Annotated in this window: 14 protein-coding genes; 6 read left to right on the plus strand and 8 right to left on the minus strand. The window is 71.1% G+C overall.

Annotated features, from left to right (window positions below; translation table 11 throughout):
• Positions 1-31: 31 nt before the first annotated feature.
• Positions 32-514 (minus strand): YflT domain-containing protein, encoded by a 483-nt coding sequence (locus ACFPCV_RS31530; RefSeq protein WP_378060234.1) that lies wholly within the window; start codon positions 512-514, stop codon positions 32-34.
• 357 nt (positions 515-871) lie between these two features.
• Here ACFPCV_RS31530 and ACFPCV_RS31535 point away from each other — a divergent pair, with 357 nt between their 5' ends.
• Genes ACFPCV_RS31535 through ACFPCV_RS31550 form a run of 4 tightly spaced genes read left to right on the plus strand, consistent with a single transcriptional unit; the run spans position 872 to position 4,329 of the window.
• Entirely contained in the window at positions 872-2,671 is a 1,800-nt protein-coding gene (locus ACFPCV_RS31535) for a glycoside hydrolase family 2 protein (protein ID WP_378060236.1), read from the plus strand.
• Between the two features lie 33 nt (positions 2,672-2,704).
• Positions 2,705-3,067 (plus strand): DUF4180 domain-containing protein, encoded by a 363-nt coding sequence (locus tag ACFPCV_RS31540; protein ID WP_378060238.1) that lies wholly within the window; start codon positions 2,705-2,707, stop codon positions 3,065-3,067.
• Positions 3,068-3,103: 36 nt separating this feature from the next.
• On the plus strand, positions 3,104-3,391 hold the full coding sequence (locus tag ACFPCV_RS31545; protein WP_378060240.1) for a GNAT family N-acetyltransferase: 288 nt from the start codon (positions 3,104-3,106) through the stop codon (positions 3,389-3,391).
• On the plus strand, positions 3,388-4,329 hold the full coding sequence (locus ACFPCV_RS31550) for a pirin family protein (protein ID WP_378060242.1): 942 nt from the start codon (positions 3,388-3,390) through the stop codon (positions 4,327-4,329). The genes ACFPCV_RS31545 and ACFPCV_RS31550 overlap by 4 nt, the downstream gene beginning before the upstream one ends.
• 108 nt (positions 4,330-4,437) lie before the next feature.
• On the opposite strand, the gene ACFPCV_RS31555 is transcribed toward ACFPCV_RS31550, so the two are convergent.
• Genes ACFPCV_RS31555 through ACFPCV_RS31580 form a run of 6 tightly spaced genes read right to left on the minus strand, consistent with a single transcriptional unit; the run spans position 4,438 to position 8,191 of the window.
• A complete protein-coding gene (locus ACFPCV_RS31555) occupies positions 4,438-4,833 on the minus strand; it encodes a hypothetical protein (protein WP_378060244.1) in 396 nt (131 codons plus the stop codon).
• Positions 4,826-5,206: a hypothetical protein gene (locus ACFPCV_RS31560; RefSeq protein WP_378060246.1), complete on the minus strand. Its 381-nt coding sequence runs from the start codon at positions 5,204-5,206 to the stop codon at positions 4,826-4,828. Before ACFPCV_RS31560 ends, ACFPCV_RS31555 begins: the two co-directional genes overlap by 8 nt.
• Positions 5,203-5,703, minus strand: a complete 501-nt coding sequence (locus tag ACFPCV_RS31565; RefSeq protein ID WP_378060248.1) for a BlaI/MecI/CopY family transcriptional regulator — start codon at positions 5,701-5,703, stop codon at positions 5,203-5,205. Before ACFPCV_RS31565 ends, ACFPCV_RS31560 begins: the two co-directional genes overlap by 4 nt.
• Before the next feature lie 34 nt (positions 5,704-5,737).
• Positions 5,738-6,760, minus strand: coding sequence for a LacI family DNA-binding transcriptional regulator (locus ACFPCV_RS31570; protein WP_378060250.1), 1,023 nt, complete (start codon positions 6,758-6,760; stop codon positions 5,738-5,740).
• Position 6,761: 1 nt separating this feature from the next.
• The gene (locus ACFPCV_RS31575; RefSeq protein WP_378060252.1) at positions 6,762-7,331 is read right to left on the minus strand and encodes a DUF305 domain-containing protein; all 570 of its coding nucleotides are present in this window, start codon (positions 7,329-7,331) and stop codon (positions 6,762-6,764) included.
• On the minus strand, positions 7,328-8,191 hold the full coding sequence (locus tag ACFPCV_RS31580) for a DUF1996 domain-containing protein (RefSeq protein WP_378060254.1): 864 nt from the start codon (positions 8,189-8,191) through the stop codon (positions 7,328-7,330). The genes ACFPCV_RS31575 and ACFPCV_RS31580 overlap by 4 nt, the downstream gene beginning before the upstream one ends.
• Before the next feature lie 286 nt (positions 8,192-8,477).
• Between ACFPCV_RS31580 and ACFPCV_RS31585 the strand changes: the two genes are divergently transcribed.
• Together ACFPCV_RS31585 and ACFPCV_RS31590 are read left to right on the plus strand one after the other, a co-directional pair.
• On the plus strand, positions 8,478-10,187 hold the full coding sequence (locus ACFPCV_RS31585) for a discoidin domain-containing protein (RefSeq protein WP_378060256.1): 1,710 nt from the start codon (positions 8,478-8,480) through the stop codon (positions 10,185-10,187).
• Between the two features lie 345 nt (positions 10,188-10,532).
• Positions 10,533-11,903: a hypothetical protein gene (locus ACFPCV_RS31590; protein WP_378060258.1), complete on the plus strand. Its 1,371-nt coding sequence runs from the start codon at positions 10,533-10,535 to the stop codon at positions 11,901-11,903.
• Here the strand turns inward: ACFPCV_RS31590 and ACFPCV_RS31595 are convergent.
• A complete protein-coding gene (locus ACFPCV_RS31595; protein ID WP_378060260.1) occupies positions 11,900-12,988 on the minus strand; it encodes a PucR family transcriptional regulator in 1,089 nt (362 codons plus the stop codon). The genes ACFPCV_RS31590 and ACFPCV_RS31595 overlap by 4 nt on opposite strands.
• Positions 12,989-13,071: the final 83 nt, after the last annotated feature.

Raw genomic sequence — 13,071 nt, forward strand, 5'->3', positions numbered from 1 at the left:
CGGTCAGTACACGGAGAGTGAACTCCGGCTGTCAGGTCTGTGGAATGCTCAGCAGGAGTGTGCGGCCGAGTTCGGCGTTGCGGGGCTTGCAGAGCACGTCGTAGCGGCGGGCCACCAGCTGGCTGTGCGAGACGAAGTCACGCTGGCCCCTGGTGGCGCCGTACCGGACCGCGGCCGAGGCCAGGCCGAACACGACACCGGCCACGATGCCGATGAGGATCGGACCGAGACCGCCGGTGGTCGTGAACAGGCTCAGGAGCAGACCGACGAACAGGCCGAGCCACGCGCCCTGCGCCGCGCCGGCGGAAAGGACCCGGCCCCAGGTCAGGCGGCCGGAGACACGTTCGACGAGCATGGGTTCCACGCCGACGATCGTGACGTCCTGGACGGGGAACTCGTTGTCGGCCAGGTAGTCAACGGCTCGCTGGGCTTCCTGGTACGTGTCGTACGAGCCGATCGGCCATCCTTCCGGCATGGTCGGCAGACTTCTGGCGGGTGCGAACGCTGCCGTCATGGGGGTCACCTCCAGTGGGGTGTTGTCTCACTGGGGTCAACGTGCGGGCTGGGCGTTCTGTGCCCGGTTGGGGCGGGTTCACAGGGGGTTCTCAGCATGTCGGCCCGCTGACGTGGTTGTTCGGCGTGCCGACGACCCGAAACGTCGCCCGTCCAGGGCACGGCAACCGGAACCGGAAGCGGGCGCGGCACCCGGCGGTCACCCGCAGGGCGAGCCGCCGTGCGGGCGCTCGTGCTCCCCGCGGCGCGTACGTTGCTGGAGAAGATCGCCGGGTCCTGACCGGCCGGGAAGCTCGCGGGAATCCTTGCCACGACAGGGAACCACGGCGGAACGGTCGTTGCGGGTAGCGTGTCGGGCATGCGTGAGAGCCACCCGAGGCCACAGCTGACCCGACCGGACTGGCAGGACCTGTGCGGCGAATGGGAGTTCGCCCACGACGACGAAAACGCCGGGGTGCAACGGAAGTGGTGGCGCGGTGACCACTCGTTCGACAGGACGATCACCGTGCCGTTCCCGCCGGAGTCGGCCGCGAGCGGGGTGCACGACCCGGCGCCGCATCCGGTCGTGTGGTACCGCAGGACGTTCGACGCGCCCGGCGGCGACCGGGTGCTGCTCCACTTCGGCGCCGTCGACTACCGGGCACGCGTGTGGGTGAACGGCACCGAGGTGTGCTCGCACGTCGGCGGGCACACACCGTTCCAAGTGGACGTCACGCACGCGCTCGCCGACGACGGCCAGCAGGTCGTGGTCGTGCGGGCCGAGGACAGCGTCGAGGACATGACGCAGCCGCGCGGCAAGCAGTACTGGGAACCGGAACCCGCCGCGATCTGGTACCACCGCACCACGGGCATCTGGCAGCCGGTGTGGCTGGAAGCCGTGCCGTCGGCGTACGTCGCGGGGCTGGAGTGGACGCCGTCGTTCGCCGGGCGGTCCGTGCGCGTGCGGGTGTCGACCGTCGACGCCGCCGGGTTGTCGGTCCGGGTGCGGCTGACGCTGGGCGAGCGGGTCCTCGCCGACGACCGGTACCTCGTGGCCGGCGACGTCGAGCGCACGATCTCCCTGCCACCGGGCGACTTCCGGTGGAGCCCGGACAGCCCGGCCCTGATCGACGCGACCGTGTCGCTGCTGCGCGGCGACGAGGTGGTCGACACCATCGAGAGCTACTTCGGGCTGCGGGACGCGCAGGTGCGCGACGGCCGGTTCGTGCTCAACGGCGAACGCCTGTTCCTGCGCATGGTGCTCGCGCAGGGCTACTGGCCGACCTCGCACCTGGCGGCGCCCTCGCCGGACGCGCTGCGGCGCGAGGTCGAGCTGATCAGGGAGCTGGGCTTCAACGGCGTCCGCGTGCACCAGAAGGTGGAGGACGCCCGGTTCCTGTACTGGTGCGACCGGCTCGGGCTCGTCGTGTGGGGCGAGATGGCCAACGCGTACGACTACTCCGTCGACGGCGTGGCCCGGTTCACCGCGGAGTGGCTCGAGGTGGTGCGGCGCGACGTCAGCCATCCCTCGGTGGTCACGTGGGTGCCGGTGAACGAGAGCTGGGGCACGCCCGCGCTGCCGTCCGACCCGCGCCAGCGGCACTTCCTGGAGTCGCTGTACCACCTGACGCACGCCGTCGACGGCACCCGTCCGGTGATCTCCAACGACGGCTGGGAACACACCACGAGCGACATCTGGACCGTGCACGACTACAGCCCGTCCGCCGCCGGGCTCACGTCCCGGTACGGCACCGCGTCCGCCGTCGACAAGGCGTTCGGGCGCGACTGGCCGGGCCCGCGCCGCATCATGCTCGGCGAGCAGGTGCGGGACGGGCAGCCGCTGATGGTCACCGAGTTCGGTGGGCTGAGCTACACCCCGAACGCGGGCGAACGCTGGTTCGGCTACCGCACGGTCGGCGACGCGGACGACCTCGTCACCGCGTACGAACGCCTGGTCACCGCGCTGGTGGGCAGCGAACAGGTGGCCGGTTACTGCTACACGCAGCTGACCGACACCGAGCAGGAGGTCAACGGCCTGCTCACCGAGACCCGCGAGCACAAGGTGGACCCGGAACAGATCCGGCGGATCAACACGCTGCCGGCCGCGAGCGTGCCGACCGAGGAACTGCACCAGCTGATCGAGGCCGCGCGGAAGCGGTCACGCGGGGAAACGGAGTAGCGCCCGGCCACCCCCGCCTGGACACTGCGCGACATGAACACGATCTCGGCCATAGCAGGCAGGCAGGTGCTGACCGTCGCTCCGGAGACGCCGACCCTCGCAGGCGAACAGGACGCGGTGGACCTGATCGGCGAGGCCTTCGGCCACGAGGCGAACGTCGTCGTCGTGCCGGCCGACCGGGTGGCCGCCGACTTCTACCAGCTCCGCACCAGGGTGGCGGGCGACGTGGTCCGCAAGTTCCAGATGTACCGGATCCGCCTGGTGGTCCTCGGCGACATCAGCGCCCACCTCGTCGCGAGCGACGCGTTCCGCTCGTTCGTGCACGAGACCAACAAGGGCGGCGACGTCTGGTTCCTGCGCGACGAGGAGGAATTGACGGCGAAGCTCGGCGGTTGAGCCTAGGGTCGTAGATGACCGACGAAGGGCGAGCACATGGCGGAGACCAAGGTCGTGCACAACCGTGAGCAGTTGCGGTACGAGGTGTACTCGGACGACAAACCCGCGGGTTTCACGCAGTACTACCGGACCGGCGACCGCGTCGTCTTCACCCACACGGAGATCGACAAGGCCTTCGGCGGACAGGGCCTCGGCAAGGTCCTCGCCGGTGGCGCGCTCGACGACGTCGTGGCGAACGGCAAGGTCATCGTCCCGATGTGCGAGTTCATCGCCGGGTTCCTGAAGAAGACCGACAAGTACGACGGGCACGTCCAGGCACCGTGAGCAACCTCGAAACCAGCCCGGACGTGACGGCCTGCCACACGGCGGCCGACGACCACGCCGTGGCGGAACTGTTCGAGCCGAGGGCCGTCCCGCTGGGCGGTCTGCGGGCCATGCAGGTGGACCGCGTGATGCCACAACGCGGTCTGCCGACGGTCGGCGCATGGTGCTTCCTGGACTCGTTCGGCCCGCACCACGAGCAGATGCGGGTGCTGCCGCACCCGCACACCGGCCTGCAGACGGTGACGTGGCCCCTGTCCGGCGAGATCCACCACCGCGACAGCCTCGGCTCGGACGTGCTCGTGCGGCCGGGGCAGCTCAACCTGATGACCGCGGGCAGCGGCGTCGCGCACTCGGAGATCTCGACGTCGGCCGGCCCGTTGAGCGGACTGCAGCTGTGGGTGGCGCTCCCGGCGAGCCACGCGTCGACGCCCCCGGCGTTCGAACAGCACGTGGACCTGCCGGTACACCACGCCCCCGGCGTGACGGCGACGGTACTGATGGGCACGCTGGGTGACCTGACGTCCCCGGCGACCGCGCACACCCCGATCGTGGGCGCGGACCTGACCCTCACCGGCCCGGCGGAGCTGCCGCTGCGCCCGGACCACGAACACGCGGTACTGGCCGTCGACCCGGTGACCGTCGCCGGGACCGAGGTAGCCCGCGGCCACCTGCTGTACCTGGGCACGGGCCGGTCCGGCCTGCGCCTCGACGGCACCGGCCGCGCACTGCTGCTCGGCGGCGAACCGTTCCCGGACGAGCTGGTGATGTGGTGGAACTTCGTGGGCCGCAGCCACGAGGAGATCGCCACCGCCCGCGCGGACTGGGAAGCCGCGGCCCCACGCTTCGGCGAGGTCGTCGGGCACGACGGGGCGCGCATCCCGGCCCCGGAGCTGCCCGGCGTCCGCCTGGCCCCACGCAAACGCCGCCGCCCACTGTGACGAGGGGCCCGTTCACGGCATGACCGGTGCCGTGAACGGGCCGTTCAGGGCGTTGAGCGCCGTCAAAGCCGCGGATGCGGGTCCAACGAGGACAGACCCACACGACAACTACCGGGTCGAGCGCAGCCACCACAGGCCCAGCAGCGGCAGCACCGCCGGTATGTACACGTAGCCCTGCCCGTAGTCCGACCACACGGTGGCGTCCGGGAAGAGGTCCGGTGCGGCCAGGCTGAGTGTGCCCACCACGAGCACGCCGACCAGCTCCACCAGGATCGACACCGTCGCGATCCGCCGGGACGTCCGGTTCCCGCGCGCGAGGCACACCGTCGCGACGATGTACACGGCCGCCGCGAACGCCGACAGCAGGTACGCGAGTGGCGCCTGCGTGAAGCGGGTCCCCAGCTGCAGGGCCGAGCGGGCGGTCGCCGCCAGCGCGAAGACCGCGTACACGGCGATGAGCAGCCGCCCCGGTCCGGAGCGGGTGCGTTCGGCCAGGTCAGACATGCGCGTTCCACACCTGGTCGAGCCGCAGGAGCAGGATCGGCACCGTCAGGCAGCCGACCACCAGCACGGCGGGGCCCCAGCGCGTGCGTTCGACCAGTGCCCAGAACCCGGCCAGCGGCAGCACCAGCAGCGACGTGACGAGGTAACCGAGGTAGGCGAGCGCGTCGACCTGGCGGTCCTCGGTGGCCAGCCGCACGATGCCGGCGACCAGCAGGACCAGCAGGCCGACCTCCACCAGCAGCGCCACGCCGTAGAGCCACAGCCCGTGCCACTCGCGCAGCTGGATCGGCTTGCCGACGACGACCAGCACGGCGGCCCACACCGCGGCCGCCAGCGCGACGTACGTCAGCACCGCCGCGAGGATCTCGATCACCGTGCTCCCATCGACAAACGGACTACTACGGATCGTAGGAAGCCACCACACCGGAAACTCGGCGGGGTCGACACCAGCGTCAGTCCCACGAGGACGACCACCGGGGGCAGCGGGTCCTGCTGCGGCCGCGCGGCCGCCGGTGCGGACCGACGTGCTCGCGCGAGCGCCTGGCTCAGCACCGCGGCCTCCGGGTCGCTCACCGAGCGGGCGAAGCGGGTCGGTGCCGCGTCCCGGTCGCCGGTGAGCGCGAGCGCGTCGAGCATCAGCTGCGCCACGTAGCCCTCGCGGCTGTTCTCCGGCTCGTACCGCCAGGCCCGGCCGTCGCGCTGCCTTCGCACGAAACCCTTCTTGGCCAACCGGTCCAGCACGGTCATCACGGTCGTGTACGCCGGCTCCCGCGCGGCGAGCGCGTCGGCGACGTCGCGCACGGCGGCGGGTGCTTCGCGGTCCCACAGGACCTCCATCACCGCGCGCTCGAGCTGGCCGAGGCTGACCATGGCTTCGGTCGTAGGTCGCGGCCGCGCCAACAGGTCAGGTGGAGTGGCGGACCACCAGCGTCGGCTGGAAGATCACCGCCGCGACCGGGGTGTCCGGGTGCTCGATCTGGCGGACCAGCAGCCGGGCCATCTCCGCGGCCATGTCCTCCGTGGGCTGGCGGACCGTGGTCAGCGGCGGGTCGCAGTCGAGCGCGGCGCTCGAGTCGTCGAAGCCGACGACCGCCACGTCCTCCGGCACGCGACGGCCCGCGCGGCGCAGCACGGGCAGCGCGCCGCGGGCCATCAGGTCCGACGCCACGAACACGCCGTCCACACCGGGGTGGTCGGCGAGCAGGCGCGTCATCGCCGTCTCGCCACCTGCCATGGTGAAGTCGCCATCGGCCCACGGTGTGCCGGTGCCCGCGGCGGCCAGGAACCCGCGCAGCCGGTCTTGTCCGGCCGGGGTGTCCTGTGGTCCGGCGATCGTCGCGAGCCGGGTCCGGCCGACGTGGCGAAGGTGTTGTGCCGCAAGGGCGGCGCCCGAGATCTGGTGCACGTCGACGTACGTGATCGGCAGTGGTGACGGCGGCCGGGCCGACAGCACCACCGGGTGGTGGCCGTCGACGAGCCTGCCGGGCAGCGGGTCGTTCCGGGACGTGTGGATCAGGATCACGCCGTCCAGCCGCCCGCGGCTCAGGTCCGACACGACCTGCTCGCCGGTGCCGACGCCGGTCGTCGTGAGCACCAGGTGCAGCCCGGCCGGTGCGGTCACGGTCATCACGCCGCGCACGACGCGGCCGAAGAACGGGTCGCCGAGGACGCGGTCCTCGTCGGGCAGCACGAGCGCCACCGCGTCCGCGCGCCGCGTCACCAGTGACCGTGCCGCGAGGTTGGGCAGGTAACCGGTGTCCGAGATCGCCTCTTCGACGGCGTGCCGGATGTTCTCGTCCACACTCGCCACCCCGTTGACGACCCTCGACACGGTCGCGCGGGAGACCCCCGCGGCCCTGGCGACCTCCTCGAGGGTGACGCGTCTGGTCATGGGGCGGCGCGGCACGACCTCTTTATAGCCGACCACGTCAGCCGAGCGTGTCGAGTGACCGCAGCGCGCTCGCCCGCTCCCGCACCATCTCCCGCGCGATCGCCTTCGTTTCCTCGTGTGCCACCGACTTCGCGCCCGACTCGGCGACCGTCGCCGACTCGATCAGGTGCGCCCGCGCCAGCCGCGTGAACTCGGCGTCGAAGTCCTGCGCGGCCCGCAGCGCCACCAACTCGGCCTCCGTCGGCATGCCCGGCATGTCGTGACCGGCGTGGTTGTTCACGTAGGGAACCCTCGCGGTGTCGAGGATCCCGCGCAGCCGCTCCGCTTCCGCCCGGCGGGCCGCCGCCAGTTCACCGGCGAACACCTTCAGCCGCGGTGACATCGCCCGCTCCGCGCCCAGATCGAGCAGCTTCACGGCCTGGTCGTCGGTGGCGACGACCAGTTCGACGAATGCCAGGGCGGTCGCGTCGAGCCCGGTGTCCGAGCCACCGTTCGACGCGACCACCCTGGTTTCCGGCGGCGGTGCAGGGTTCGCCGCCGGGGTGGGGCCCTGCCGGCCGCACGCGCTGAGCGCGGCGACCAGCAGGACCACCAGGACCAGTTTCACAGCGGCCTGCCGTCGTGGCCGCACTTGATCACCGGGTTGATGCAGTCCCGCACGCGGCGCTCCATCTCCGCCGCGGGCCAGACGTTGAAGAAGTCGCCGTGCATGGTGCGCCCGTCACCGGAGGACAGCCGCAGGCTCGACGGGTCGCCGTTGACCGGGTACCGCAGCACCATCCGCAGCTTCGGCACCGGCACCGGGTGCGACGACGGGCAGCCGCCCGCGACCGGGTAGGCCATGTGCGACTTGTGGTCGGAGGAGTCCAGCGAGCTGCCGTTCCAGCACTGCGGGAAGTCCAGGTAGGTCTCCAGTTGTGTGCCGGACGGGCAGTTCACGAAGTTCTTCGACGGCGCCACGTGCCCGGCGTGCAGGCACGACCAGCGGGCGATCGAGTCGGCGTCGCCGGTGGCCTTCGCGTTGCCGGCGACGATCTTCAACCCGACCGGTGTCGGCCGGATCGACGCGGGGTTGTTCACACCTTCGCCCAGGTAGTAGAAGGTGATCCCGGTCGGCGCGACCGGCTGGTTGTTCTTGTAGAGGGTCGGCACCCAGTACGACGAGATGTCCACGGCCGGGTCGCAGTTGCCGGTGGCCCCGGCCAGCTGCTGGTGGGTCGTGGTGTTCGCGGTGGTCGCGTGGTTGCCGAAGAAGTCGTGCGAGTGGGACGCACCGGGCAGGTTCGGCAGCACGATCGGGTCGTCCGGCAGCCGGTGGGACAGCGAGCAGTCGGCGGGGAACTCCGCGACGCGGATGACCGCCTGCGCCTTCTCCGGGTTGCCGGTGACGCCGCCGCTGACGACGGTGGCCGTGGCCGCCACCGCCGCGAGGCCGAGCGTGAGCCATCTGATTCGTTTCTTCGCCATTGAAGACAAACTCCCTCGACGTTTCCTGCAGGGGAACGAGAGAGCGCTCTCACACTTGAGGATGACGTGGGTCACAGCACTGGTCAACGGTTTTGTTCTGCACAGGAACAAATGACCCCGTTCGGGCTAGCGCTCAGGTCCGAACGGCCCCCGGTCTTGACAGGATCCGTCCGAATCGCCACGCTCTGTTTCGGAGAGAGCGCTCTCACGCCTCCCAAGTCCCCTTCCTGTCCACGCCGATGGTTCGCGACCGGACGCGGCCTCCGTGGCGTGCAAAGGAGCACGCATGAGATCTCGCCGGTTCCTTACGTCGGGTGTGGTCGCGGCGCTCGCGGTCACCCTGCTCCACCTCCCGTCACCCGCCGCCGCGGCGGGCGAGCTCATCTCGCAGGGCAAGCCGGTCACGGCGTCGTCGACGGAGAACGCGGCCGCGTTCCCGGCGACCGCCGCCGTCGACGGCGACACCGGCACCCGCTGGTCGAGCCAGTTCGGTGATCCGCAGTGGCTCCAGGTCGACCTCGGCGCGACGTACGCCGTCGACGAGGTCCGCCTGAACTGGGAGGCCGCCCACGCCCGCGGCTTCGCCATCCACATCTCGGCCGACGCCGCCGACTGGTCCACTGTGTACACGACAGCCACCGGAACCGGTGGTGTGCAGGCACTTCCGGTCAGCGGAACCGGCCGGTACGTCCGGCTCGACCTCACCGCGCGCGCCACCCAGTGGGGCTACTCGCTGTGGGAGTTCCAGGTGTTCGGCACCCCGGAGGGCGGCGGCCCGGCCGACGACGGCCTGCTGTCGTACAACAGGCCCGCGACGGCGTCGACGTTCCAGGACGACGGCGCGTGCCAGGGTTGTGCGCCCGCCCGCGCGACCGACCTCGACCCGGCCACCCGCTGGGCGACCAGCCCGGTGAACGGCTGGGTCGACCCCGGCTGGATCACGATCGACCTCGGCGCCCCCGCGACGGTGACAAAGGTCGTCCTGCAATGGGATCCGGCGTACGCGACCGCCTACCGGATCCAGGTGTCGAACGACAACGCCACGTGGACCACGATCCACCAGACGAACGCGGGCCGCGGCTTCAAGGAGACGCTGACCGTCGACGGCACGGGCCGGTACGTCCGCATGTACGGCACCGCGCGGTCGAACGGCTACGGCTACTCGCTGTGGGAGTTCCAGGTGTACGGCACGGGCGGCGACCCGACGCCCCCGCCGCCTGCCCCGCCCGCACCGGACTTCACGCGCCTCGCGTGGAGCGACGAGTTCAACGGCGCCAACGGTGCCACGCCCGACCCTGCCAAGTGGACCCCGGAGACCGGCCCCGGCGTCAACAACGAGCTGCAGTACTACACGAACAACGACAACGCGCGCATGGACGGCGCGGGCAACCTGGTGATCCAGGCAAGGCGCGAGGTGACACCGGGTTCGTCGTGCCCGCCGGACCCGCTGTCGGGTGGCAGCACCACGTGCCAGTACACCTCCGGCAGGCTCAACACGGCCGGGAAGCTCGACTTCACCTACGGCCGCGTGGAGGCCAGGGTCCGGGTGTCGAGCGGACAGGGCCTGTGGCCGGCGTTCTGGATGCTGGGCAGCAACTTCTTCCAGGGCAGGCAGTGGCCGGCGTGCGGTGAGATCGACATCCTGGAGCACGTCGGCAAGGAACCGAACAACGTGTACTCGACGCTCCACGCCCCGGCCTACTTCGGCGCGGGCGGCCACGGCGCGCCACTGGACCTGGGACAGGCGGCCAACGCGGCATACCACGTGTTCGCCGTCGAATGGGGCCCGACGCGGATGCGGTTCTTCGTGGACGGCAACAACTTCTTCACCGTCGACAAGGACACACTGGAGACCACCCGGGGCCCGTGGGTGTACGACCACCCGTTCTTCCTGATCCTGAACAACGCGGTCGGCGGCGACTGGCCCGGCCCACCGAACGCGAGCACCCAGTTCCCACAGAACATGCTGATCGACTACGTGCGGGTCTACCGATGATCCCCCCAACCCGGAGGAACGCGGCACCCAACGCCCGGTGAGCATTGACGGCAATCCAGTGCCGTCAATGGGCCGTTCAGGGCGGCCAGCGCCCTGAACGCGCCTTTCAGGGCATTCCAAGCCAGGGCGCTCCGCGCCCGCCCCGCGAAGCGGGGCCCGCACCGGCGCAACCCCGACGGGATGGCAGGCAGACCCGCACCCAACCGCCGCCGACCCACCCCTCCGCCACCCCCGAGACCTGCCCGTCCGGCGAGGACAAAGACCACCAAACAGCCAACCAACCCCCCGTTGATTGTCTGCCGGAAACCGCGTTAAGTGGGTAGCGAGCAACAAGAAAGGACGACGATGTCTTTCGACAGGCGAACTGTGTTGCGTGGCATGGCGGTCGCCGGTTTGGCCGGGGTGGCGTTACCCGGGGTGGCGGCCGCCTCCGGGCTGGAGTTCCGGATCCGCCACCAGTACCGGCCGTTCGACCTGATCGCACCCGGGTTCGAGCAGTACGACGCACCGGCACGACCCGGCGGGGCGAGCACGGGTGTCCGTCCGGTGGCACCGTTCTGCGCGGTGGTCACGCGGGCGGCCGGGGCGGTCGAGGCGGGATTGACCGGGGCGGGCACCTCCGTGCTGGGCCGGTACGCCGAGGGCACCGCGACCATCGAGGTGACCGTCGGCGGCGTGACCACGGTGGTGGCTTCGGCGGCGGCCGCCTTGACCGGCGAGTTCGGGTTCGCCGTGGTGGTCAACGAGAACGCGGGCACCGTGCTCGCCGACACCGGTACGGGGTGGCAGCCGTTGCTAACCAACCGGGACGGTGTCCGTGCGCTGGTCGACCTGCGGGATCCTCGGGTGCTGCGCCGCCTGAGCTACGGGTACGAGGGCGCCGTCGGGCGGGTGCGGGCGGGGTACTTCGGGCAGGCGGGCGTGCGGGACCCGCACGTCGTGCAGTACGCCGACGGCCGCCCGGTCATCCGGGACGGCAAGCTGTACCTGACGCTCACCAACGGCGGCCTGGGGTTCTTCCAGCAGGCGCACTGGGGTGTGTGGACGCTCGACCTCGCGGACCCGGCGCGGCTCACCCAGGTGGCGCAGCTGTTCTTCGCACGCGACGGGGTCGTGCTCGGCGACCACGCCGGGCAGATCGTGCTGGACGGCGACGAGTTCGTGCTCGCGATGTCGTCGTGGGGTGACTTCGACTTCGCCGGTGTGCACGTGCGGTACGTGCGGACGCGCGCCAACGTGCTGTCCGGTGTGCACGTGCTGCCGACGAAACCGATGCCGCTGCCGACGACCGTCAGCTCGTGGGACCCCGCGATGACCAAGATCGGCGGGCGGTGGCACGTGGCGTTCGTGGAGAGCCCGGCCCAGTCGCCCGCGTTCGTGTTCCACCCGGCGCTGGCGAGCGGCCGGACGCTGGAGAGCCTCGCGCGGGTCGGCGCCGACACGACCCTCGACCAGACCGAGGGCACGATCATCCAGCGCATACGGGGAAAGTGGTACGTGCTCACCAGTGACGGCGACGCGCGCGTGTACCGCAAGTACGACCTGTCGATGCGTCCACAGGGGACACTCGACGCCCCGTACGGGACGAACATCCCGCACCCCATGGTGTTCCAGTACCGCAACCGGTACTGGATGGTGACCTTCGACGGCACGCAGTACGCGGAACCCGTCCTCGGCTACGGCACCCACGGCGACTTCATCGTGATGACCGCCTAGAAACGGCCGTGCAGGCGGGCCAGTTTCAGGCTCAGGTGGAGCATGAGCCGGTCGCCGCCGTTCTTGAGGTCGGTGCCGGTCAGGGCTTCCACCCGCTGCAGGCGGTAGTAGAGCGACGTGCGGTGGAGACGTAGTGTGCGCGACGTCTCCACCGCGCTGCCCGCCGAGTCCAGGTACGTCTCCAGCGTCGTCAGCAGCGGCGCGTGTTCCGGTGCTGCCAGCAGCACCACCAGCCCCGGGTGGATCGCGTCCGCCGGGACGGCCGCCAGCATCCGGTACACGCCCAGGGCCGACCACGTCGCCACCGGGGCCAGCGCGGGCACCCGTTCCGCCACCAGCGACGCGTGCAGCGCCTCCGTGTACGACGCGGCCGCCTGGGACAGGGACGGGCGTGGTTCGCCGACCCCCACCACCGCGGGCCCGGGGAACAGGGCAGGCACCTCCGCGACCGGTACCCGGCCCGCGCACAGCAGCACCCCGTGGTCGACCCGCATCAGGTGGCGGGACGGGAATTTCAGCCTGGCGGCCAGGAGGCCGTGCTCCAGGTCCGCCCTCGGCATGGGCCCGCGTACCACCAGGACGGTCACCGGCGCCGAGGGGAAACCGCCCTCGTCGACCAGTACCCGCGCGCCCGTCGGGTCCTCGCCGAGCAGTACGCCCGCCACCGCCGCCAGTTCGCGTTGTGCGCTCAGGCCCGCCGCCAGCGCGTCGTGCAGGAGGGTCAGTGCCAGGCCGGCCGACGCCGCCGACGCCTCGTTCACCGCCGCGTCCGGCAGCGGGGGTTCGTCGATCAGCCACAGGAACCCCAGCAGCCGGTCCCTGTGCCGGACCGGGACGCACACGCGGGGGAGCACCGGCCCCGACCCGGGGACGCGCAGCGGGCCGCGGGACTCGAAGACGCCCGCGGCGCGGAAGTGCTGCCGCACCGTGCCCGCGGTGTGGCGGCGGAGGATCGAGTCGCGGCGGACGTCATCCATCGGGCCGTTCTGGGTGCTGTAGGCCAGGACGCTCTGCGCGTGGTCCTCCAGGAGCACGGGGCGGCCGATGCGCAGCGCAAGATCGTCGACCGCGGGTTGAAGGTGCATGTGACCTCCCGTTTTCGACGTCTGTCGGATCGTGCGCTGGACGTTCCCTACATCGGATCGATGATGTGGGTCAAGTGCGCGGC

The organism is Actinophytocola glycyrrhizae (assembly GCF_042653545.1).
In the GTDB taxonomy this organism is placed as follows: Bacteria; Actinomycetota; Actinomycetes; order Mycobacteriales; family Pseudonocardiaceae; genus Actinophytocola; species Actinophytocola glycyrrhizae.

What these genes read in the sequence shown, in the direction of transcription:
- ACFPCV_RS31535 (WP_378060236.1), top strand. Translation starts at nt 872, where the DNA reads ATGCGTGAGAGCCACCCGAGGCCACAGCTGACCCGACCGGACTGGCAG.
- ACFPCV_RS31540 (WP_378060238.1), top strand. Translation starts at nt 2,705, where the DNA reads ATGAACACGATCTCGGCCATAGCAGGCAGGCAGGTGCTGACCGTCGCT.
- ACFPCV_RS31590 (WP_378060258.1), top strand. Translation starts at nt 10,533, where the DNA reads ATGTCTTTCGACAGGCGAACTGTGTTGCGTGGCATGGCGGTCGCCGGT.
- ACFPCV_RS31565 (WP_378060248.1), bottom strand. Translation starts at nt 5,703, where the DNA reads ATGGTCAGCCTCGGCCAGCTCGAGCGCGCGGTGATGGAGGTCCTGTGG.
- ACFPCV_RS31580 (WP_378060254.1), bottom strand. Translation starts at nt 8,191, where the DNA reads ATGGCGAAGAAACGAATCAGATGGCTCACGCTCGGCCTCGCGGCGGTG.
- ACFPCV_RS31530 (WP_378060234.1), bottom strand. Translation starts at nt 514, where the DNA reads ATGACGGCAGCGTTCGCACCCGCCAGAAGTCTGCCGACCATGCCGGAA.
- ACFPCV_RS31545 (WP_378060240.1), top strand. Translation starts at nt 3,104, where the DNA reads ATGGCGGAGACCAAGGTCGTGCACAACCGTGAGCAGTTGCGGTACGAG.
- ACFPCV_RS31555 (WP_378060244.1), bottom strand. Translation starts at nt 4,833, where the DNA reads ATGTCTGACCTGGCCGAACGCACCCGCTCCGGACCGGGGCGGCTGCTC.
- ACFPCV_RS31585 (WP_378060256.1), top strand. Translation starts at nt 8,478, where the DNA reads ATGAGATCTCGCCGGTTCCTTACGTCGGGTGTGGTCGCGGCGCTCGCG.
- ACFPCV_RS31595 (WP_378060260.1), bottom strand. Translation starts at nt 12,988, where the DNA reads ATGCACCTTCAACCCGCGGTCGACGATCTTGCGCTGCGCATCGGCCGC.